General features: G+C 58.4%; 22 protein-coding genes. 13 read left to right on the top strand and 9 right to left on the bottom strand.

Translation table 11 applies throughout. The features are described 5' to 3' along the window. Positions 1-201: 201 nt before the first annotated feature. Positions 202-1,077 (bottom strand): TIGR01459 family HAD-type hydrolase, encoded by an 876-nt coding sequence (locus tag AN476_RS03920; RefSeq protein ID WP_054459658.1) that lies wholly within the window; start codon positions 1,075-1,077, stop codon positions 202-204. 192 nt (positions 1,078-1,269) lie between these two features. Between AN476_RS03920 and AN476_RS03915 the strand changes: the two genes are divergently transcribed. After that, positions 1,270-2,085, top strand: a complete 816-nt coding sequence (locus AN476_RS03915) for a M48 family metallopeptidase (protein WP_054459657.1) — start codon at positions 1,270-1,272, stop codon at positions 2,083-2,085. 90 nt (positions 2,086-2,175) lie between these two features. Here AN476_RS03915 and AN476_RS03910 read toward each other — a convergent pair whose 3' ends face one another. The 3 genes from AN476_RS03910 to AN476_RS03900 form a co-directional block, all read right to left on the bottom strand. Then, a complete protein-coding gene (locus tag AN476_RS03910) occupies positions 2,176-3,096 on the bottom strand; it encodes a manganese-dependent inorganic pyrophosphatase (RefSeq protein ID WP_054459656.1) in 921 nt (306 codons plus the stop codon). Between the two features lie 143 nt (positions 3,097-3,239). Next, positions 3,240-4,220: a TraB/GumN family protein gene (locus AN476_RS03905; RefSeq protein WP_054459655.1), complete on the bottom strand. Its 981-nt coding sequence runs from the start codon at positions 4,218-4,220 to the stop codon at positions 3,240-3,242. 48 nt (positions 4,221-4,268) lie between these two features. Then, complete coding sequence (locus tag AN476_RS03900) at positions 4,269-5,258, bottom strand: TraB/GumN family protein (protein WP_054459654.1); 990 nt, start codon at positions 5,256-5,258, stop codon at positions 4,269-4,271. 150 nt (positions 5,259-5,408) lie between these two features. Between AN476_RS03900 and AN476_RS03895 the strand changes: the two genes are divergently transcribed. The 8 genes from AN476_RS03895 (at position 5,409) to AN476_RS03860 (ending at position 12,371) form a co-directional block, all read left to right on the top strand. Beyond that, positions 5,409-6,110 (top strand): DUF2161 domain-containing phosphodiesterase, encoded by a 702-nt coding sequence (locus AN476_RS03895; RefSeq protein WP_054459653.1) that lies wholly within the window; start codon positions 5,409-5,411, stop codon positions 6,108-6,110. Positions 6,111-6,303: 193 nt separating this feature from the next. After that, positions 6,304-6,591, top strand: a complete 288-nt coding sequence (groES, locus tag AN476_RS03890; protein WP_054459652.1) for a co-chaperone GroES — start codon at positions 6,304-6,306, stop codon at positions 6,589-6,591. Positions 6,592-6,669: 78 nt separating this feature from the next. Next, on the top strand, positions 6,670-8,322 hold the full coding sequence (gene groL, locus AN476_RS03885) for a chaperonin GroEL (RefSeq protein WP_054459651.1): 1,653 nt from the start codon (positions 6,670-6,672) through the stop codon (positions 8,320-8,322). Positions 8,323-8,457: 135 nt separating this feature from the next. Then, the gene (locus AN476_RS03880; protein ID WP_054459650.1) at positions 8,458-9,039 is read left to right on the top strand and encodes a GNAT family N-acetyltransferase; all 582 of its coding nucleotides are present in this window, start codon (positions 8,458-8,460) and stop codon (positions 9,037-9,039) included. Between the two features lie 124 nt (positions 9,040-9,163). Continuing rightward, the gene (locus tag AN476_RS03875; protein WP_054459733.1) at positions 9,164-10,006 is read left to right on the top strand and encodes a DMT family transporter; all 843 of its coding nucleotides are present in this window, start codon (positions 9,164-9,166) and stop codon (positions 10,004-10,006) included. Between the two features lie 41 nt (positions 10,007-10,047). Continuing rightward, a complete protein-coding gene (locus tag AN476_RS03870) occupies positions 10,048-10,860 on the top strand; it encodes an alpha/beta fold hydrolase (RefSeq protein WP_054459649.1) in 813 nt (270 codons plus the stop codon). Next, complete coding sequence (locus AN476_RS03865; protein ID WP_054459648.1) at positions 10,857-12,008, top strand: alpha-D-ribose 1-methylphosphonate 5-triphosphate diphosphatase; 1,152 nt, start codon at positions 10,857-10,859, stop codon at positions 12,006-12,008. The genes AN476_RS03870 and AN476_RS03865 overlap by 4 nt, the downstream gene beginning before the upstream one ends. Before the next feature lie 3 nt (positions 12,009-12,011). Continuing rightward, positions 12,012-12,371: a hypothetical protein gene (locus AN476_RS03860; protein WP_054459647.1), complete on the top strand. Its 360-nt coding sequence runs from the start codon at positions 12,012-12,014 to the stop codon at positions 12,369-12,371. A gap of 39 nt (positions 12,372-12,410) precedes the next feature. Here the strand turns inward: AN476_RS03860 and AN476_RS03855 are convergent, their stop codons facing one another. From AN476_RS03855 to AN476_RS03845, 3 genes are all read right to left on the bottom strand, one after another. After that, positions 12,411-13,487 carry a 5-(carboxyamino)imidazole ribonucleotide synthase gene (locus AN476_RS03855; protein ID WP_054459646.1) on the bottom strand — a complete coding sequence of 359 codons (1,077 nt, stop codon included), beginning with the start codon at positions 13,485-13,487 and terminating at the stop codon, positions 12,411-12,413. Then, positions 13,480-13,980, bottom strand: a complete 501-nt coding sequence (gene purE / locus AN476_RS03850; RefSeq protein WP_054459645.1) for a 5-(carboxyamino)imidazole ribonucleotide mutase — start codon at positions 13,978-13,980, stop codon at positions 13,480-13,482. Before purE ends, AN476_RS03855 begins: the two co-directional genes overlap by 8 nt. Positions 13,981-14,235: 255 nt before the next feature. Beyond that, entirely contained in the window at positions 14,236-14,460 is a 225-nt protein-coding gene (locus tag AN476_RS03845) for a YdcH family protein (protein ID WP_054459644.1), read from the bottom strand. Between the two features lie 178 nt (positions 14,461-14,638). On the opposite strand from AN476_RS03845, the gene AN476_RS03840 reads away from it, so the two are divergent. The 4 genes from AN476_RS03840 to AN476_RS03825 all read left to right on the top strand — a co-directional run bounded on the left by AN476_RS03840 (position 14,639) and on the right by AN476_RS03825 (position 17,228). After that, complete coding sequence (locus tag AN476_RS03840) at positions 14,639-15,052, top strand: Hsp20 family protein (protein ID WP_172684789.1); 414 nt, start codon at positions 14,639-14,641, stop codon at positions 15,050-15,052. A gap of 5 nt (positions 15,053-15,057) precedes the next feature. Further along, the gene (locus AN476_RS03835; RefSeq protein WP_054459731.1) at positions 15,058-15,291 is read left to right on the top strand and encodes a DUF1150 family protein; all 234 of its coding nucleotides are present in this window, start codon (positions 15,058-15,060) and stop codon (positions 15,289-15,291) included. Between the two features lie 132 nt (positions 15,292-15,423). Next, positions 15,424-16,308 carry a PhzF family phenazine biosynthesis protein gene (locus AN476_RS03830; protein WP_054459643.1) on the top strand — a complete coding sequence of 295 codons (885 nt, stop codon included), beginning with the start codon at positions 15,424-15,426 and terminating at the stop codon, positions 16,306-16,308. A 59-nt stretch (positions 16,309-16,367) separates the two neighbouring features. Further along, positions 16,368-17,228 carry a glycosyltransferase family 10 domain-containing protein gene (locus AN476_RS03825; protein WP_054459730.1) on the top strand — a complete coding sequence of 287 codons (861 nt, stop codon included), beginning with the start codon at positions 16,368-16,370 and terminating at the stop codon, positions 17,226-17,228. Between the two features lie 166 nt (positions 17,229-17,394). On the opposite strand, the gene AN476_RS03820 is transcribed toward AN476_RS03825, so the two are convergent. Beyond that, a complete protein-coding gene (locus tag AN476_RS03820; RefSeq protein ID WP_054459642.1) occupies positions 17,395-19,470 on the bottom strand; it encodes a bifunctional sulfate adenylyltransferase/adenylylsulfate kinase in 2,076 nt (691 codons plus the stop codon). A gap of 213 nt (positions 19,471-19,683) precedes the next feature. After that, positions 19,684-21,405, bottom strand: a complete 1,722-nt coding sequence (locus AN476_RS03815; RefSeq protein WP_054459729.1) for an adenylate/guanylate cyclase domain-containing protein — start codon at positions 21,403-21,405, stop codon at positions 19,684-19,686. Between the last annotated feature and the right edge of the window lie 123 nt (positions 21,406-21,528).

Genomic DNA, 21,528 nt, shown 5'->3' with positions numbered 1-21,528 from the left:
CAAGAAATTTTCGAGCTCTAGCGCTCGAGTTCTGGCAACTTTATTACTTTGCAGGTGCAGAAAATCAAGAGGTTTCTAAAGGGAATTCTGTGATTGAAATTCACGCGCACCCTGGCGTTGGGCACAAAAACACCGGCACAGATGGATCTGGTGCCGGTGTTTGATTTTCTTTCAATGTGTTGAAAGTATTAAAAAATTACCCTAGCGCAGGAAGCCGATGCTAAAGGTGGGAGCCGATCCTTCCTGGGCGAGGTATTCTGCAAGCGCCTCTGCGTCTGGCTGGACCGATGTTTTTGTCTCACTGGCTGCCAGTCCACCGGTGATGAAGAGGGAATCGATCCCCTCGCCCATAGCGCCGGCGATATCTGTGTGCGGGCCGTCCCCGATTGCCAGAATATCGCCATCAGCGATGTCGTTGCCCAGTTCGGCCAGGCGGCGGCGGGCCAGATCATAGATCGGTGGATGGGGCTTGCCAAAATAGAGGCTCTCGCCGCCCATTTCGGTATAGAGCCGCGCCAGGGCGCCAGCGCACCATTCCCGGGTTTCCCCCCGGTCGACAATGATGTCTGGGTTGGCGCAGAGCAGTTTCATGCCCTTTTGCTTGGCGAACAGGAAATCGGCCCGGTTCACATCCGGATCGGCCATGGTGTCAAAGGGTCCGCAGCAGACGATGCCCTCGGCCTCGGCCAGGGGAACACGGGTGATTTCAACCGGATCATGGATGACGTGAAGCGGCTCAAAAAAGCCGGCATCGCGCTGCCATTCGCCCATGAAATAGACCTTGTTGCCAACGGCGCCGGTAAACATGGCCGAGCGCGCAGAATCGCCCGAGGTGGCGATGGTGTCATAGGCGTCATCGGGCACACCAAACTGTGTCAGCTGGGCGGCGACGCCCGCGCGTGGCTTTGGCGAATTGGTGACCAGGACCACGATGCCGCCGCGCTGGCGGTAAGCCTGTAGCGCGGCAACAGCCTCGGGGTAGGCGGTGATCCCGTTGTGGACGCAGCCCCACAGATCGACAAACAGCGCGCGATACCGGTCGGAGACCTCGGACAGGGATTGGATGATCTGGGACATGGGCTGACCTTTGAGACGGGAAGCGAGTTACCTGCTGCTATGCCAAACTGGGGGGGATTTGGCCAGTCTCTCTTGCTGAGCTGTGGCGGCAAGGCCCAAATGCCAATCTAGGGTTGTGGACTGACCCAGGGAAAAACTTGACGCTGTACCGTGAACGGGTCATCAATTCCGAGATTCTCAAGAGGTAAATTGATGAAAAACCTGACTTTAAAGATCGCCACTCTGGGGCTGTGCTTTGGGGTGACTGCCTGTGGTACCACCTACCAGTTGCCCGAAATTAGCCCAGATCAGACGGCTCAGGCGTCGCATATCTTTGCACAAGCTTCAGCAGAACCGGCCAGGGCAAACCTGTCGAACGCGGCCGCCGAACGACGGTTTCGGCGTGTGGCAGCACGGATTGAACCGGTTGGGCGCAGCTATTGTGAAACCCTGACCAAGGACACAGCGGGCAGCAATTGCGCGGTCGACATTGCCATTGATCGCCAGATGGAAGACCGCAACGCCTATTTCACTTATCGCGAAGGCCAGCCAATCATCCGCGTCTCCTTGCCTCTGGTCAAAGACACCAGAAACGACGATGAGCTGGCCTTTGTCTTGGGACATGAATATGGGCATCTGATTGGCAAACACACGGAAAAACAAAAGCAACAGGCCATTGCTGGCGCGCTTATCGTCGGGGTGATTGCTGGGGCAGTGACCGCTGATTCCGGTGTTTTTGACAGTGGGATTGTGGAAGCTGGGGTCGGGATCGGCGCTGCCGTCGGCACCTATGCCTATTCCCAGAGCTTTGAGCTGGAAAGCGACACATTGGGTACCCGTATTGCCGATGCCGCTGGCTATGATGCGGTGGAAGGCGCCAAATACTTTGCCAAGCCCGAGGACGCACGCACCACCGCCGGGAAGCTGTCCTTTTGGGGCACACATCCGCCGGATGCCAAACGGCTGGCAACTGTTTTGGCCACAGCGGATCAAATCGAAGCAAATGTTGGCTTGCAGCGGGTAGAGTGACCGCCGCCAAAACGATCAAAGAGAAAGGGCGCCCGAGGGCGCCCTTTGTTGTTTCCAAGCTGTTACTGAGGAAGCTCAGCACGCTGCGGATCAGACCTTGAGGTTGGGAATGATTTGCTTTTTGCGGCTCATGATGCCGGGCAGGACAACAGCGTCACCTTCGACACTGGCGTCAAAGCTCTTTTCAGCGACGGTTTTGACCAGGTCGTTGGGCACCAGCAGGGTGGCCTCTTCGTTCAGGATGTCGACGACAAACAGCAGCACCTGATCAACGCCATCTTCGCTGGCAACGGTGGTCATGGTTTCCATCAGGCTGGCCTTGCGGTCCAAAACCACGCCAGGCGCGGTGGTTTCCAGAACCGAGACGCGGAACTTGGTGCCCTCAACCGCGTATTCCTTACTATCCATACGCAGCAGCTCTGCGTCAGAGAAGGACGAGACGTCGGATTTGGCAGCGAACATATCAGCAGCATAGGCGGCGATATCGATGCCCAGTTCCGCGGCCAGCTTTTCAGCGACGGCGCGGTCGTGATCGGTGGTGGTGGGCGAGCGGAACTCGAGCGTGTCGGACAGGATGCAGGTCAGGGCAGCGCCTTTGACGGCCTCAGGCATCTTGGCCATGTCGTCACCGATCAGATCATTCATGATGGTGGCGGTGCAGGCGAGGGAGCGGATGGTGATGTCGATGGGGCCTTTGGTTTCCAACCCGCCAACCAGTTTGTGGTGGTCGATGATGGCCTGAACATCGGCGCCATTGATATTGGCGGGCAGCTCGGCAGGGTTGTTGGTGTCAACAATGACAACCGCCTGATCGTCCACCACATCAGCGATGATTTCCGGCTTGTCCAGGTTCCAGCGCTGCAGCATGAAAGCGGCTTCGGTATTGGGCTCACCCAGCAGTTTGGCTTCGGCAGCGACACCTTTGATCTCGTTCAGGTACCAGGCCCAGATGATCGGGGAGCCGGTCGAATCGGTGTCGGGAGATTTATGGCCAAAAACTTGGACGGTCATGATGCTATCCTATGAACAAAACGGGAGTTTGCGCGCCTTATAGCAGGGAGAAATCACTTGTCACCCCACCAGAGCTGCAATGCGGCAATGTGGTTGCTGCAGGGCGATCCTGGCTGGGGAGCGTGAGGCCCGGGTCCTGGCGGTCAAAATGCGGCGCGTGTCAGCCTATATCCCTGTTGCTGCAACAGGTTGAGCACGCCGGTTTCCCCGGGCAGATGCAGGGCGCCTACGGCCAGCACCAGCCTGTCGCCGGGGGTGCCCTCGATCACCGGGATCCAGGCCCGGTTGCGGCGCACCAGCACCAGGTCCATGGAATGCGCCCAGAGCCGTTTGGCCTCTTCCGGGGCAAAGGCCTCGCTTTGGTAGAAACGGCGTTCGATCTGGGCAAGGTATTGCCAAGACTGTTCCTCAAAATAGCTGTGAGTCAGGGTGACATATTCATCCGTCCCCTGTCCGGCCAGGCTGAGCGTGAGCCGCATCTGGCGGATCTGTTCCTCCAGTGGATCGGCGTTCAGCGCCTGGATGATGGTCATCGAATCCTCCAGCGAAGACATGGGCGTTTCTGTCGCTGTAGCGGCGTTTTGCAAGCGTTTGTCCAGGCCCAGCTCCTTGGATTGGGTGGATTTCAGGCAGGGTGGCGCCGACATGGATAGCCCCAGAAACCAGGGGCGCATTTTGGCAGCCATCCAGGCGGGCAGCCCATGTTCCTGGGCCAGGGTTGAAAGCGCGGCCCAGTCCTCGGCAGGCAGCCGGTCAATCAAGGTGGGGCCTTCGGTGATGAACATCAGCTCGGGCGAAGCGCCAAGGCGTTTTTGCAACGCTATTTCGTCGTCAGGGGTGATTTCCAGCAAGAGATGCTCGGCATCGTCGAGCACCGGGCTCAGGCGCGCAAAGACTGCATCCATGCGCGGATCATTAAAGTGCATGGTTCCGATCACATGGATCTTGCGGCTCCCGCGTTGGGCGATCCAATGATTGCCTTCGACAAAGGGGGTATGGGCGATCCTGGCCTCGATCCAGTTGTGATCTTTGGGCGTCAGCCCGGCGCGTAGATCAGTGCCAGTGCAGGCTGCCTGTGCCCAGAGGGGCAGCAGCAAAAACAGAATAGAAACAATAAGACGCATGATCTCTCCGACAAAATCTATGGGGTGGGCGGTGGGCGCAGGGCCGGGCTATTGAAAGGTGGCGGGCTCAAGCGCATAGCCCTGCTGTTTCAGCAAGTTCAGTATCCCCTCCTTGCCAGGAAGATGGGCGGCCCCAACGGCGATCACAGCACGTTGTTCTTTGATCCGCTGAATAGTTTTCATCCAGCCTTTGTTGCGCCATCCCAGAATGTTGCTGTGAAACACCTGATCCAACCGGGTGAGCTCGCGAGAAGAAACATTGATAAATTGGCTGGCGAGGCGCGGCTTCAGAAGGAAAGACTGCCAGACGCTTTCATCAAAATAGGCCTCGACGGCTGTTGCACTCTCCGGTGCATCTGACAGCACCAGGGCCACTTCGTTCTCGAGGATACGGACCTGATCCCGCAGTGGGGTGCGGCCCAGGGCTTTAAAACCGGTGGCCGCTGTCTCCAGCCCACCGGTGGGGATGCCTTTGCGTATGGCAAAGCGTTCGATCCGTTCGTCCAGCCCGCGCCGCAACCCAAAACCAATTGGGCGACAGCCGCCGGGAACCAAAAAGAAATGTACGGCCCAGGGTTGCATGTGTTGGATGAGATTCATGTTGACATTTGACCTGGTGGCAAAGCGTTCAAACTGTTTCCAGCCCTGCGGGGTCATGAGCTGCTGCAGGCTGCGCCCCGGAGGCAGTAAAAAGAGCTCAGGGTTTACCTTGATTTGGCCCTGGACCTTGTCCATTTCCGTTCGGGTGACTTCGAAATATACCGCATCGGCCTTGGCAATGACCGGGCGCAGGCGGCGCATGACCCGGGCCAGACGGCTGTCGCCACTATGCATGGTGCCAATGATATGCAGGCTCTGGCCGTCCTTGCGGGCAATCCAATGGTTGCCCGTGGAATAGGGCGTGGCCGCCATTTGCCGATCCAGCCAGGCGGCCTCGCTTGGCGGCAGATGATCGCGCATGTCAAATCCGCGACAGGCCGCACTGGCTGCATGGGCGCTGAGCAAGGCCACAAACAGAAATGAAAACAGGCGGATCATAGGCTTGGCCTCATAAGATTCGATGGGCAAGGCTAGGGGGCTGCACTGGACAAATGCAAGGCGTTACCTCTCCTGCAGGGCGAGGAGCGTTGCGGCTCTTTCGCAGGCCTTCTGCTTGAAAAGCCCTATGCAACCTGCCAAGCATCCAAAATGGACCGCGAAGATCAGTTATATCCGCCGGTGAAGGCTTTGCTGCAGGCCCAGGGCTATGAGGTCAAGGGCGAGATCGGGGCCGCCGATGTGATGGCACGGCGCGGCGATGAGGATCCGGTCATTGTTGAGTTGAAGCTGCGCTTTTCGCTGTCGCTGTTTCATCAGGCTATCGCTCGCCAATCGGTCACGGACCTTGTGTATATTGCGGTGCCACGGCCCAAGGGGCGGCAGGCCAAACGGATGCTCAAGGAAAACCTGGCCCTGTGCCGGAGGTTAGCTCTCGGGCTGATTACCGTGCTGCCAGATGGGCGTTGCGAGGTGCAGTGCGACCCTGGCCCCTATGCGCCGCGCAAATCCAAAAAGCGCCAGCAAAGACTGTTGCGTGAGTTTGAAAAACTACAAGGTGACCCCAATGCAGGTGGCGCCACACGTCATGGTATCGTCACCGCTTATCGCCAGGATGCGCTGCGCTGCGCCGCTCATCTGGCCGAAGCGGGCGCCACCAAAGGGTCAGAGGTCGCCAAGGCCACCGGGGTTGGCCGCGCCACCACGCTGATGGCCTCAAATCACTATGGCTGGTTCGAGCGGGTCGAAAAAGGCATTTACCAACTGACCGAGGCAGGCAGTGACGGGCTGAAACATTGGGCCTATAGCTGGGAGCCAAAGGCCGGGCAGGCTGCCAACGAAGGGCTGGAGTGAGGGGCTGAAGGCCCGGCACGCCCTTTATTCGTCCAATTGCTAAAATTTTCTTTCCCATTTTGGTTGACTCACGCGCGAGTGCTGCCTAGCTATTCGTCCGTTAGCACTCATCAGGTGTGAGTGATAACGCCCTCTGCGGGGAGCAGGGGGAGACAGAGATAACAACCTTTGAGCCTTATAAGGAGCTGCAAAGATGGCATTGAAACCACTCCACGATCGCGTGCTGGTTCGTCGTACCGAAAGCGAAGAAAAAACTGCTGGCGGTCTGATCATTCCTGAATCCGCCAAAGAAAAGCCCAGCGAAGGCCAGGTCGTCGCAACCGGCGAAGGCGCACGCAAGGACAACGGTGAGCTGATCGCAATGGCTGTTAAAGCTGGCGACACCATCCTGTTCGGCAAATGGTCCGGCACCGAAGTCACCGTCGACGGCGAAGAGCTGCTGATGATGAAAGAAAGCGACATCATGGGCATCATCGAGTAAGCCACCGGGATTTCCCAACTGGCTTCTCTGATTCCAAATATCGCTAAAAAACACAGATTTTCTCGAGGAGAATAAAACATGGCTGCTAAGGACGTCAAATTCGACACCGATGCCCGCAACCGTATGCTCGCCGGCGTAAACGTACTGGCTGACGCGGTTAAAGTGACCCTGGGCCCCAAAGGCCGTAACGTGGTTCTGGACAAATCTTTTGGCGCACCGCGCATCACCAAAGATGGTGTTTCCGTTGCCAAAGAGATCGAGCTGGAAGACAAGTTCGAAAACATGGGCGCCCAGATGGTGAAGGAAGTTGCTTCCCGCACCAACGACGAAGCAGGCGACGGCACCACCACTGCCACCGTTCTGGCTCAGGCGATTGTCAAAGAAGGTCTGAAGCAGGTTGCTGCTGGCCTGAACCCAATGGATCTGAAGCGCGGCATCGACCTGGCAACTGCCAAAGTCGTTGAAGGCATCAAAGCCTCTGCCCGTGACGTAAAAGACTCTGCAGAAGTTGCACAGGTTGGCACCATCTCCGCCAACGGCGAAGAAGCAATTGGCCAGCAGATTGCAGACGCGATGCAGAAAGTCGGCAACGAGGGTGTTATCACCGTCGAAGAAAACAAAGGCCTGGAAACAGAGACCGATGTTGTTGAAGGCATGCAGTTCGACCGCGGCTACCTGAGCCCCTATTTCGTGACTAATGCTGACAAGATGATCGCAGATCTCGAAGACTGCATGATCCTGCTGCACGAAAAGAAACTGTCCTCGCTGCAGTCCATGGTTCCACTGCTGGAGCAGGTGATCCAGTCGCAGAAGCCACTGCTGATCATTGCTGAAGATGTTGAAGGCGAAGCCCTGGCAACTCTGGTTGTGAACAAACTGCGTGGCGGTCTGAAAATTGCTGCTGTTAAAGCCCCTGGTTTCGGCGATCGCCGCAAAGCCATGCTGCAGGACATCGCGATCCTGACCGGTGGCCAGGTGATCTCCGAAGATCTGGGCATGAAGCTCGAGTCCGTCACCATGGACATGCTGGGCACCGCCAAGAAGGTCGAAATCACCAAAGACGAAACCACCATCGTTGACGGTGCGGGTTCCAAGGCCGAGATCGAAGCCCGCGTTGGCCAGATCCGCGCTCAGATCGAAGAAACCACGTCCGACTACGACCGTGAAAAACTGCAAGAGCGCGTTGCCAAACTGGCCGGCGGTGTTGCTGTTATCCGCGTTGGCGGCATGACCGAAGTTGAAGTGAAAGAGCGCAAAGACCGCGTTGACGATGCACTGAACGCGACCCGCGCGGCCGTACAGGAAGGCGTCATCGTTGGTGGTGGTGTTGCTCTGGTTCAGGCTGGTAAAGCCCTGGCCACTCTGGAAGGTGCCAATGCTGACCAGAACGCTGGTATCGTCATCGTGCGCAAAGCCATCGAAGCGCCTCTGCGTCAGATCGCTGAGAACGCCGGTGTTGACGGTGCGGTTGTTGCTGGCAAAGTGCGCGAAAGCGACGACACCAGCTTTGGCTTCAACGCTCAGACCGAAGAATATGGTGACATGTTTGCCTTTGGTGTGATCGACCCTGCCAAAGTGGCACGTACCGCGCTGGAAGATGCGGCCTCGATTGCAGGCCTGCTGATCACCACCGAAGCCATGGTTGCAGACAAGCCTTCGAAAGACGGCGGCGCAGCCGGCGGCGGCATGCCCGACATGGGCGGCATGGGCGGCATGGGCGGCATGATGTAAGCATCAGCCATCCTACCGGATGAATTTGGGGTCGCCTTTGGGCGGCCCCTTTTTGTTGTTAGAGAAGAGTGGCCCGCTTTGCGCGCCTGCCTCCGGCGGGAATATTTTTGGGAAAGGTGATGGGGAGGGCGTGAGATGGTGGTTGGACCGGACTATTCGACGGATATCAAAGATGCACAGTTCGATGAGGTTGAGGCGCTGTTGTGCGCGGCCTTCCCAATGGATGCGGAAGCGCGTCTGGTGCGGCAGCTGCGCGCCGATGGCGATATGCTGGTTGAAATTCAAAAACCCTGGGAGGGGAGAATCGGTGGTTACTACGCTTTGAGCCGGATGCAGGCACCCGAAGGTTGGGCTTGTCTTGCGCCAATGGCGGTGCAGCCTGAGTGGCAGGGCGGTCGGTTGGCCGAGCGAAATCCCAATATGGACGTCGGTGGCTCAAAGGACGAAATGTATCGCAGCCCTTGGCGCTTTGGCACCAGGATGCTGCAGGAACTGGCAGCCATGTATGAAATCCCGCTTGAGCGATTGCCTGCCAATGTCCCCAAGACAATTGTAGTTCTGGGACAGCCGTCGTTCTACAGCCGCTATGGCTTTAGCCTGGAACGGGCGCAGAAATTGCAAAGCCCTTATCCGCTGGAATGCACGCTGATCCTGCGACATGGCGATGATGTGCCAGAGGCAGAGCTGATCTTTCCTGCTGCTTTCTCGAAATTGTGATGGCTGTCCCCTGCTCCAATGGATTAGCCCTCTTGGCTGGTGGTTGCTCTGTGGCTGCACATGCGATAGCGACGGGAAACGCTCTTTTCTGCGCCGATAGCCTCGGCCCAATCGAGGCCTGATGATGCAGCTTCTCCTTTTTGTGGTTCTTGTCTTGATTGCTTTTGCAGGAAATTCGGTTTTGGGCCGAATGGCCATCAGCTGGGGATATATGGATGCACTGGGCTTTGGCCTTTTGCGGCTGATTTCAGGGGCTGCCATGTTGGTTGCCCTGAGCCTGTTGCGCCGGGGCTCTTTACGTCAGCCTTGGGGTGACAGCCTAAAAGGTGGCGCGGCGCTGACACTCTATATGATAGGTTTTTGCCTGGCATACCAAGGGCTTGATGCTGGGCTTGGGGCCTTGATCCTGTTTGGGGTTGTGCAAATTGCGATGTTTGGCTGGGGTGCCGCGACAGGCACGCCCCCCAGTCTTGGCCAGATACTGGGCGCCGGGGTGGCCTTTGCCGGGTTGGCCTATGTAATCTGGCCGCACGAGAGCCTGCAGGTCTCACCTGGGGATGCGGCTTTGATGGCCGTGAGCGGGCTGGGCTGGGCGGCCTATAGTCTGATCGGGCGCGGTGTGCGCGATCCGCTGGGGGCCAGCGCGGTGAACTTTCTCTGTGCCTCCGGGATGATGCTGCCCTTTGTCTGGGTCTTGCAGGGCGGCGGGCTGGTGACATGGCCGGGGATCTCTTTGGCGGTGCTTTCTGGTGCGGTGACCTCGGGGTTGGGCTATGCGCTGTGGTATCAGGTTCTGCCTCGCCTTCAGCCCACAGTGGCGGCGACCATTCAACTGAGCGTGCCGGTTCTGGCCGTCCTTGGTGGGGTGGTTTTTCTGGCCGAGCCTGTCGGGCTCCGGCTGGTGCTGGGGGGCTCGGGCGTATTGGCCGGCATTGCGCTGGTGATCTGGGCGCCAAATCGCAGCTAAAGGGGGTTTTCTCGCGGCACTGCAAATTCTATCTGAAGGGGATGAGAAACCTGACCAGATTTTTTGCTTTTGTGGCTTGGGGGCTGCTCCCCAGTTTCGCCGCAGCCGATTGTGTTGTGCTGTTGCATGGGCTGGCGCGTTCTGAGACCTCCTTTGTGGTGATGGAGCAGGTCCTGCGAAAGCAGGGCTATGAGGTGCTGCGGCCGGGCTATGAGTCGACCGAATTTCCCGTAACCCAGCTGGCCGATCAGGTTTTGCCCGCAGCTGTTGCCGCCTGCCAGGGCAAGGGGACGATCCATTTTGTCACCCATTCTATGGGAGGGATCCTGCTGCGCCACTATCTGAAGGAAGCGGCGCATCGCCCGGCGCAGCTGGGACGCACGGTCATGTTGGGGCCGCCCAATAGGGGCAGTGAGCTGGTGGACGAGCTGGGCGATTGGGCAATCTTTGGTATGATCAACGGCCCTGCGGGGCAAAGCCTGGGAACCGGGCCGCAGAGCCTGCCCAGACAGTTGCCACCTGCGGATTTCCCGCTGGGCATCATTGCTGGAAGCCAATCCATCAGCCCGGTGTTTTCGGCGCTCATCCCCGGTGTGGATGACGGGAAGGTCTCGGTTGAGAGCACCCGCCTTGACGGGATGCAGGATCACCTGGTGCTGCCGGTGACCCATACATTTATGATGAATGATCCCTTGGTTATTGCCCAGGTTGTCGCCTTTCTCAAAGAGGGCAGGTTCGATCAGAGCATCACCTGGATGGATGCGTTAAATAATGCCATCGCTGGCAGCTGTATCGGTGCGGATTGCGGCTATGGTTTGACGATAGAAAAGCAGCAGGAGCCTATGCGCCAATGACTTCGCTTGAATTGACCCTCCAGGGGGGGGATGTGCTGACTCCAGAGGGGCTGCGCCGGAACGGCGAGATTGCCTTTGGGGCTGGGGCTGTCTTGGCGCAGCCACAGGGGCGGGCTGTGGATCTTTCGGGCTATCTCATTGTGCCGGGAATTATTGACCCCCATGGCGACGGGTTTGAACGCCATCTGGCGCCGCGGCGGGGCGCAATGAAGCAGATGGGTGAGGGGGTCGTTGCCACCGAGGCAGAGCTTGCCGCAAATGGCATGACCACAGCGGTATTGGCGCAGTTTTACAGCTGGGAAGGGGGGCTGCGCGCCCCGGATTACGCAGGCCAGGTTTTTGACGCGGTGGCCGAGGTGCGGGGGGATTTGGTCACGGATCTCTTGCCTCAGCTCAGATTTGAAACGCATATGCTGGAGCACTATGCCGAGCTGCCACAGAGGATTGCGGACTGGGGGCTGTCCTATATCGTCTTCAACGATCACCTGCCGCATGACCGTCTGGCCCAGGGCAAAAAGCCGCCGCGTCTGATCGGCCAGGCGCTGAAGGCCGGACGCAACCCGGATCGGCATTTTGAGATGCTTTTGGAGATGCATCGCCGCAGCTCTGAGGTGCCCGCAGCGCTGGAGATCTTGTGCCAGCAGCTACGGGCCAAGGGGCTGCGGATTGGCAGTCATGATGATCAAACCGCCCACGATCGCGCCATTTGGCGTGCGCGCGGGGCTGAGATCAGCGAGTTTCCCGAAACTCAGGAAGCTGCAGAGGCCGCGCGCGCGGGGGGAGACTACATCATTCTGGGGGCTCCAAATGTGGTGCGCGGCGGCTCGCACAAAGGCAATGCCTCGGCGCTGGATTTGATTGCCATGGGGCTGTGTGATGCGCTGGCCTCAGATTACCACTACCCCAGCCCACGCCGGGCTGCCCTGATGCTGGCCCGTTCGGGGGTATTGGATCTGTCAACGGCCTGGGGTCTGGTCTCGTCGGGTCCGGCGCGGCTGTTGGGGTTGGACGATCGCGGCGATTTTACTCCCGGCAAGCGCGCCGACATGGTGATCCTGGATCAGGCGAGCGAACGGGTGGCTGCGACCCTGTCAGGCGGACGGGTGAGCTATATGTCTGGTGAAATTGCGACTCGGTTCATGGGGTGAGGCATGAAGACAGCTTTGAGGATAGCAATAGGATGTATAGCCATCTCTGCGGTCCTTTGCTGGGGGATTTCCATTCTCGCGGCGCTTTTTTCACAAGGATATGTGCTGAAAACGAAAGCCGATTCTGGGCAGTACTTTCTTTACCTCAGGGTCGGACGAGAGCCCGCAACTTGGGTGGATACAACTGCTTTGCGCTATTGGTTTGAGACAACTTTGGATGTGGTTTCTATGGGAACCACGTTTAGTGCGCTTGCTGGTGCATCGTCTACTATTTGTGGCGCGAGTGCCGAATATCTCAGGGAACGTGGGAAGGTTCTGATTAAACCGTATAACTTGCCGCCCAAAGCGCGCGCTCTCATTTGAATGCGCGCGCTTGAAGATTGATAGAGTGGGCTGCCAGAGTTACTTTTGGGGCCGTGTAATTCGGTTCACATGGGCCATCTTGCGGCCCGGCTTGGCTTCGGCCTTGCCGTATAGATGCAGGGCACAGTCGCGCTCTTTCGCCAGCTCGGGCAGGCGGTCCATGTCATCGCCGATAAGGTTTTCCATGACCACATCTGAATGGCGCTGGCCGTCGCCCAAAGGCCAGCCGGCAACTGCACGAATGTGTTGTTCGAACTGGTCAACCGCGCAGCCGTTCTGGGTCCAATGGCCAGAATTATGCACGCGTGGCGCGATTTCATTGACCACCAGCCCCTGTGGGGTGACAAAAAGCTCGACTCCCAGAACGCCAACATAGTCCAGCGCGTTCAGGATCTTGGCAGCCAAGAGCACTGCGTCCATGCGTTGGCTGGCGCTGAGGCGCGCAGGCACGGTGGTGGTGTGCAGGATGCCGTCACGGTGGACGTTTTCACCGGGATCATAACAGGCGACTTCACCGGTTGTGCCGCGGGCGGCAATCACTGACACTTCATGGCTGAAGGTCACAAAACCCTCCAGAACCGAAGGGGCGCCTGCCATTGCGGTCAGGGCCTCTTCAGCCTGATCCGCCGCCATGATCCGTGCCTGGCCCTTACCATCATAGCCAAAGCGCCGGGTTTTCAGGATTGCCGGAGTGCCGATCTCTGCCAAAGCGGCCTCTAGGCTGGCGGCATCGGTGATATCGGCAAATGGCGCGATTTGCAGACCAAGGCTTTGCAGGAAGTTCTTTTCTGTCAACCGGTCCTGACTGATGCGCAGGGCTTCGCGGCCCGGGCGAATGGGGCCATGGGCTTCGATGATGTCCAGGGCCGCCGTGGGGATGTTTTCGAACTCATAGGTGATCACATCGACAGAATTGGCAAAGGCAAGCAGGGCCGCGCTGTCCTCATAGCCTGCGGTGGTCACTTGATCAGCGACCTGGCCCGCTGGAGGGGTGGCGCCGGGTTCAAAGATATGGGTCTTGAAGCCCAGACGGGAGGCCGCAACGGAGAGCATGCGGCCCAGCTGGCCGCCGCCGAGGATCCCAATTGTGGCGCCGGTTTTCAGGGCTTCAGTCATCGACGGGCTCCTCAGGGATCGAGGCCGAGAGCGCCGCGCGCCAGGCGTCCAGACGTTTGGCCAGGGCCGCGTCCTGCAGGGCCAAAATGCCAGCGGCCATCAGCCCGGCATTGGCCGCACCGGCGGCGCCGATGGCCATGGTCGCGACCGGGAAGCCCTTGGGCATCTGCACAATGGAATAGAGCGAGTCGACCCCCGAAAGCGCCCGGGTCTGAACCGGAACCCCCACAACAGGCACCCGGGTTTTGGAGGCCACCATGCCGGGCAGATGCGCGGCTCCACCCGCCCCTGCGATAATCACCTGCAATCCGCGCTCTGCTGCCGATTTTCCGTATGACCACAAGCGGTCGGGGGTGCGGTGCGCCGAGACAATCTTGGCTTCATAGGGAACGCCGAGCTCATCCAGGAGCGTGGCGGCCTCTTTCAGTGTTGGCCAGTCGGACTGGCTGCCCATGATGATGCCGACTTTGATGTCGCTGGGGGTGTTTGGCATGTGATTTGTCCTGTCATGCCGCAGTCTCCGCAGGGGAGGGCTGCTGGGGTGGAAGGAGACGCGCACTATAGTCAAACTTGCCAGTGGCGCAATGCGACAATGCTACGAGATCGTGGTCGCGGTACTCGCCCGGCCAGGATGCCAGTAGCGGTCATCTGCCAGACCCAAAGGCACGCAAAGGGCGCCCGCCATCTCTGACGCTGCGCAGGAGAGCGGTTTGGGTGCTGAAAGGTGCAGGCCCGACTGCGGTGCCGCTCAGGCGATAATGTCTGGGGTCAGCCGGTCTTCGATCTGGGCGATCTTGTCTTTCAGTCCCAGTTTCTGCTTTTTCAACCGCCGGATGGTGAGCTGATCGCTGGTGCCGCGTTCCTGCAGGGCGATGATGGCTTCATCCAGATCCCGGTGCTGTCTGCGAAACACTTCCAGTTCCACTTTGAGAACCTCATCGGTTTTCATGGAAATATCGACAGATGCATTCATGGGCGACTCAAAATATGAAAGGCTGCGGGTCGGGTTCAAGATACTTCTTTAACGGCTTTTCCGCTAGACCTAGCAGCCATAGTCTTGAGAATTCGAGGAAAGTTCCCATATTCTAAACAGGCAGTTGCCGCAACGGGACTGCTGATCAACGTCGCTTTGCAGTAAAAGGACGAAACACGTGACGAAACTCACTCTGGGCTCTTACCCGCATATGCTCGGGTTCGAACAGCTAGAACGCCTTCTTGAACGCTCGGCCAAATCCGGCAACGAGGGCTATCCGCCTTATAATATTGAACAAACCTCCGACTTTTCCTATCGGATCACCCTCGCTGTTGCAGGGTTCGCAGAGGCGGATCTTGCCATCACGATCGAGGATCGCCAGTTGGTGATCCGGGGACGGCAGGGCGATGACAGTGAGGGGCGGGTTTTTCTGCACCGAGGAATCGCTGCGCGCCAATTCCAGCGCATGTTTGTGCTGGCTGATGGTGTCGAGGTTGGCGAGGCAGTGATGGAAAACGGATTGTTGCACGTTGACCTCACTCGGTCGCGTCCTGAAACCGTGGTTCAGACAATCAATATCAGAAAGGGTTGAAAGAGATGCACACTCCAGTTGATACGCCGAGCTTTGGCAATTCCGGCCCACGCATCGTTTACGTCAAAACGATTGCTGTTGAGGACTTGCCAGAGGATATGCAGGCCAGCGCCCAGGGACGCGACCATCTTTATGCGGTGCATGATGCCGAGGGCGAGCAGCTCGCCCTGGTGGCAGACCGCAAGCTGGCCTTTGTTCTGGCACGGCAAAATGATTTCTCTCCGGTTGCCGTGCATTGACTCCGCTTCCCTATGCGCACTCTTGATGGTCAATAGAGAGCATAGGGGCGCCTGACCTATGATGTGCAGGTGGTTCACCCGGTGATCAAACTTGGTTAGACTTCCTGCAAATAATTTCTGAGGGCAGGGTGGATGAGCAGATTTGATTTTGACTGGGTCGACGCCTTCTCAGACAGGGCCTTTGGCGGCAATGGCTGCGCCGTGGTCCATGAGGGCGCGCATCTTCCCGTCGAGACCTGTACGGCCTATGTCCGCGAGACCTCCCTGGTCGAATGTACCTTCACCGGTCCTTCGGAGCTGGCAGATATTCGGGTGCGCTATTTCCTGGCCAGTCGCGAGATTCCCTTTGCCGGCCATCCCACCATTGCAACAGTTGCCGCGCTGCGGGATCGCGGGCTGATCGGTGACGGAGAGATCCGCTTGGAGACCGGGGCGGGGATCGTTCCGGTCACGGTTGCAGGTGAGCGCATCGAAATGACCCAGATCGCACCAGAATTTGGCCCTGCGGCGGATCCCGCTCTGGTCGCGGCCGCGATTTCATTACCCGTCGAGGCCATCCAGGGGATACCGCAAAGGGTTTCCACCGGCTTGCCCTTTTGCATCACGGTGCTAAAGCACCAGGCGGACTTGGCTCGAGCACGGCTGGATCTGTCGGCTTTGGCGACCCTGGGGGAATCGTTGGGCGCTGATGGCGTTGACATGATGGAGCCCTTTTTGGTGACCCTGCAGGGGGCCACAGAGATGGGGGATACCTACTCCCGGCTTTTGATGGCACCGCCCAGCCCACCCGAAGATCCCTTTACCGGTTCAGCCACCGGGGCCATGGCGGCCTATTTGTGGCGGCACGGCCTCATGCCAAAGGACAGATTTACCGCCGAGCAGGGGCATGGCATGGGCCGGCCGGGCATGGCGCAGGTCAGTCGGATTGGTCCCTGTGACAATATCCAGGGCATCAAGGTTGCGGGACAGGGCTTTGTTTTGATGCGCGGCTCAGTTGACCTGCCGGATCAAAGCTGATCTCAGACCCCAACCAAAAACGGAATCCTGTGCCAATGACGCCCTCTGAGCCCGCAGCCATGACAGAGCCTGCAATTGCAATCCTGCCCTATGGCGGCAAACTGGGCAAAGCCCTGGCTGAACGGCCGCTGTCAGAGATGGAATGGCCTTTGGGATGCCCGGAACGCCTGCTTGGAAAGCGGGTCAGGGATATGGCGGCCGAGGATCATTTGATCGTCTTTGCCAAACGGGCGATGCATATTCAGTCGCATGGTAGCTGCCCGGCGCATCTGTCGATGATCGTGGCCGAGCCCAAGATCATGTCGGCGGATCATCATCACATTCTCAGGCTCAGCGCGCGGAGGTTTTTCCGGGTTTTTACCTATGATCCACAGCTTTTGGCGCACCTGCCCAATGGCCTGATGCTGCCCTATGGCACCACCTGGGTGCCGGAGTGGGAGCGGCTGCAAATCACTAAAACCAAAGAACTTTCCCTGATTGCCTCGGCCAAAAAGGATCATCCGGGGCACAAGCTGCGCCATCAAATTGTCGCCCATCTGCAGGCGCAGAGGCCAGAGGCAGAGATCCTTGGCCGGGGCTACCAGCCTTTTGACAAAAAATCGGACGGCCTGGCCCCCTATCGCTATTCGGTGGTGATCGAAAACGTGCAGGAGCCGAATTACTTTTCCGAAAAACTGATCGATGCGATTCTATGTGAAACCGTGCCGCTGTATTGGGGGTGTCCCAATATCGCGGACTTCTTTGCAGGTGAGGGCATCATACAGTGTCACGATCAGCAGGAGCTTGAGGCGGCCCTAAAGCAGATCGGCCCTGAGGACTATGCGCGTCGCCTGCCAGCGCTCCGAGAGCTGAAACAGGCAGCTGTGCACTATGGCGATCTGTCTTTGCGCGCGGCGCGAACTCTTCGCGACAGTCTCTGACCCGCTCTGCCTTTGTCTAATTGTCTGCCGTTTTGCCCGAAAGCTCTGCGAAGCTGAGGCACTGAGGCAAGTGGTCAAGCGGTGCCAAGGCCAGCACATGAAAAGGCCCGCCCCTTGGAAAAGGGCGGGCCTGAATTTGTGACGGGGCTGCTGTCTCGCGTTCAGATCAACCTGCGATCAGACCCATGTTTTCCAGCTTGAGCAGAACCTGATGCGCGCAGTTGTCGACCTCAACATTTTCGGTCTCAACGCTCAGCTCGGGGCTGGCAGGCACGTCATAGGGGTCAGAGATCCCGGTGAATTCCTTGATCTTGCCTTCGCGGGCCAGCTTGTACAGACCCTTACGGTCGCGGCGCTCGCATTCTTCGATCGAGGTGGCAACATGGATTTCGACAAAGGCACCAAATTGCTCCACATCTTCACGCACGGCGCGACGGGTGGTGGCATAGGGCGCAATGGGCGCGCAGATGGCGATGCCACCGTTTTTGGTGATTTCCGAGGCCACATAGCCGATACGGCGAATGTTGAGATCGCGGTGCTCTTTTGAGAACCCCAGTTCGGAGCTAAGGTTTTTACGCACGATGTCACCATCCAGCAGGGTCACGGGGCGGCCGCCCATTTCCATCAGCTTGACCATCAAAGCATTGGCAATGGTGGATTTGCCGGAGCCCGAGAAACCTGTGAAGAAGACGGTGAAGCCCTGCTTGGAGCGTGGTGGCTTGGTTTTGCGCAGCTCGGCGACAACTTCGGGGAAAGAGAACCACTCAGGGATTTCCAGACCTTCGGCCAGGCGGCGGCGCAGCTCGGTGCCCGAAATGTTGAGGATGGTGACATCATCCTTGTCTTCGATCTCGTCGATAGCTTCATATTGGGCGCGTTCCGAGACCCAAACCATATGTTTGAAGTCGACCATTTCGATACCCATTTCTTCCTCATGGGTGCGGAACAGGTCTTGGGCATCATAGGGGCCATAGAAGTCTTCACCGGCAGAGTTTTTGCCGGGGCCTGCGTGGTCGCGGCCAACGATGAAATGGGTGCAGCCGTGGTTTTTGCGGATCAAACCATGCCAGACGGCCTCGCGGGGGCCGGCCATACGCATTGCCAGGTTCAAGAGGCTCATCGAGGTGGTGGAGGCAGGGTATTTGTCCAAAACCGCCTCGTAGCAACGGACGCGGGTAAAGTGGTCAACATCGCCGGGTTTGGTCATGCCAACAACGGGGTGAATCAGCAGGTTGGCCTGGGCTTCCCGCGCGGCGCGGAAGGTCAGCTCCTGATGGGCGCGGTGCAGGGGGTTGCGGGTCTGGAAGGCCACAACTTTGCGCCAGCCCAGCTTGCGGAAATAGGCGCGCATTTCGTTTGGAGTGTCGCGGCGGGCGCGGAAATCATAGTGCACAGGCTGCTGGATGCCGGTTACCGGGCCGCCGAGGTAGACCTTGCCGGCTTGGTTGTGCAGATAGTTGACTGCGGGGTGGGCATCATCGTCGGCGCCAAAGACTTTTTCGGCTTCACGCGATTTGTTGGGCACCCAGTTATCGGTGACGGTCATGGTGGCCAGGATTACGCCTTCCTGATCACGCAGGGCGATGTCCTCACCGGCTTCCAGGCTGGCGGCAAAGTCTTCGGAGACATCCAGAGTGATTGGCATAGGCCAGAGGGAACCATCCGCAAGGCGCATGTTTTCAACAACGCCATCATAGTCTTCCTTGGACAGGAAGCCTTTCAGCGGGTTGAAGCCGCCGTTCATCAAGAGTTCCAGATCGCAAATCTGGCGCGGTGTCAGGTCGTGGCTTTTCAGCTCGCCGGCCTCGACTTTCAGTTTTTGAGCGGAGTCATAAGAGACGTAGAGCTCGGGGATGGGGGCCAGATTGTTCTGCATTGGATGAGTCCTGTGTTTAATGTGTGGCAGGCCGCTTGCTGTACCAGTGAGTTCCGCATGGAGCGCGTTGTACTCAGCGAGCTTGCGGGAAAGGAATTGATCGGCGAGGCGGCGCTTTTCTGAAGCGCCCCGGCGGGTCAATGTGTAGGCATAGCGTTGCCGTTTATCCGGGCCGGGGCGGTCGCTAATTGTGATCAGACCGGCCTCGGCGGCTGCGCGCAGTTGAGTGTTGAGCCCGCCCAAAGAGATCCCCAGCGCAGCAGCGGTAGCGCGCTGCGAGGCTTCCGGCTCCAGATCGAACTGGCGCAGGAGGCGGAAGAGCAGATCTTCCTCATCTGGGTTTGGGTTTGTTTCAGGCGAAGGCATGGTTGATTTTCAATATGTGTTCATGAGTGAACACATCTCATAAATTGCTGCAAATGCAAAGTCAAATTTTTCTAGAATCCGCGCAAACCGTCCCCAGTTGCGGGACAGGATGCCCGCTGGACCGAGTTTGTCCATCCTGATGAAACAGCGTATCACACAGGCCGGGAAAACCGGAACTTTGGACCAAAACAGGGTAAAACTTAGGGAGGGGGGTCAGGTTGCTCGGCCAGAGGTCGCGGGTGCAAAGGTGGTGACCTCGGGATCCGTCTGGGGTGTCAGCATGCCCTCCAGCGTTGCGGCCTGGGCGACGGGCAGGGCGCGGACCGGGTGGTCCACACCGCGCAGGGTGAAATCCTGCATCATCCCCAGTGGCGCCGATAGGCCTGCCGCCTGGATCACCAATTCGGAGATCAGCAGTTCAACCCCCAGATCCTTGGTCTTGGCCTCTAAGCGGCTGGCCGCATTCACAGCTGAGCCGATCAGGGTGCGGGGGGCATTCTCGGTGGTGCCAATTTCGCCTAGAACCACGGTGCCAGTGTGCAGACCCATGCCGATGTGGACTGGGTCTTCGCCTTCGGAAGCAAGCAGCCTGTTAAACCGCGCCAGAGCCACGCCGATATTGCAGGCAGCGGCAATCCCGGCCTGCGCCGAATGCTCCGGCTCGTCCATCTCAAATAGGGCGAGCAGCCCATCTCCCATGTATTTGTCCACGGTGCCTCCAGCCTTAGTGATTTCGGGCACTATTGCGTCAAAAAACCTGTTCAGCAGAAAGACGATGTCATAGGGCAGCAGTCCAGCAGAGCGGGCGGTGAAGCCGCGAATGTCCAAAAACAGCACCGCGATGGTTTTTTCGACTCCCTGCGCCGAATGCACCTGGCGGCGCCCCTTGGGCTGATAGACCCGTTGAATGGAGAGCGAGGTGCTGGGCCGGATTTGGCAGGCCAGGCGGACATTTTCTCGGGCCTTGATGGCCTTTAGTGTACGCGCTTCTGCCGGGCTGGGCGGTGGCAGGCCCTCCAGACCCTTGGTCACTTCGATCCGACAGGTGGTGCAGCGCCCCTTGCCGCCGCAGAGCGAGGTATGGGGAATACCGTTGAGCTGAGAGATTTCCAGCAGAGTCAGCCCGTGTTCAATCGTGATCTGGGTGCCGTTTTCATAGCGGATTTGCAGTGAGTTCCGCTTGCGAATGATCCTGCGCAAATAAAAGGTTGCCACCGCACTGCCCAGCAGAATCAGGAAGATCCAAAAGCTGAGGTTGTAGATCTCAAACAAGCGGGCAAAGCCGGTATTGTCAGGCCAGTTAAAACTGTCACGTATTACGGGGGCGTTTCCAGGGCGGCTAAAGATTGCCCAGATGCGGCGCCCTTCGGTCAAAAGACCTGCCAGTGCCAAAGTCGGCACCAGGGTCGCCAGGCCAATCATATAGGGGAGAAGCGGCCGCCACCAGCTGGTGATCCGCAGCCACATGTGCAGGCCAATACAGCCATGCACCCAGACCACCAACAGCAACAGATATTGCTGCCAGACTTCGGGGGAATTCCACATCAGCAATATGATCGAGGTCATGTCATCATCCAGCCCATGGATGTTGGAGGCATAGCTGGTGAAAACAAGATGCTGGATCAGCTGCAGAGGAATGACGAGCCCCAAGATCAGTTGCAGGCCCTGGGCCAGGCTCATGCGGAGGGTCCGACGGCTGGCCACCTGCCAGAGCGCCAGACCGATATGCACCAAGAGTGCGGAAAACAGCAGGATCTGACCCGGCGGGTGACCGGTAAGCAGCCTGCGGAACTCCTGAACCTGATACATGACCTCCGGGGAAATCAGACCTGCGGCAATGTTCAGAAAGTGAAGGAATGCGTACAGGAGCAGGAAGACACCACTAACGGTGCGACTGCGCTGAACAAAATCTCCCCGCCAGAGCACATGTGTCACGCCAAAGACCCTTTCGGTTACACACGAGCAGGGTGCCCGGATGTCTTTGGGCAGGTCAAGGCGTTTCAAACGGTAAAAAATAGGGGCTGACGACAGAGCTTGGGCTTGGTCGACCAAATCTGC

Source organism: Phaeobacter sp. 11ANDIMAR09, assembly GCF_001294455.1.
Classification (GTDB): Bacteria; Pseudomonadota; Alphaproteobacteria; order Rhodobacterales; family Rhodobacteraceae; genus Pseudophaeobacter.
Note: the sequence above shows the minus strand (reverse complement) of the source record. Positions and strands in the feature narration are given on the sequence as shown.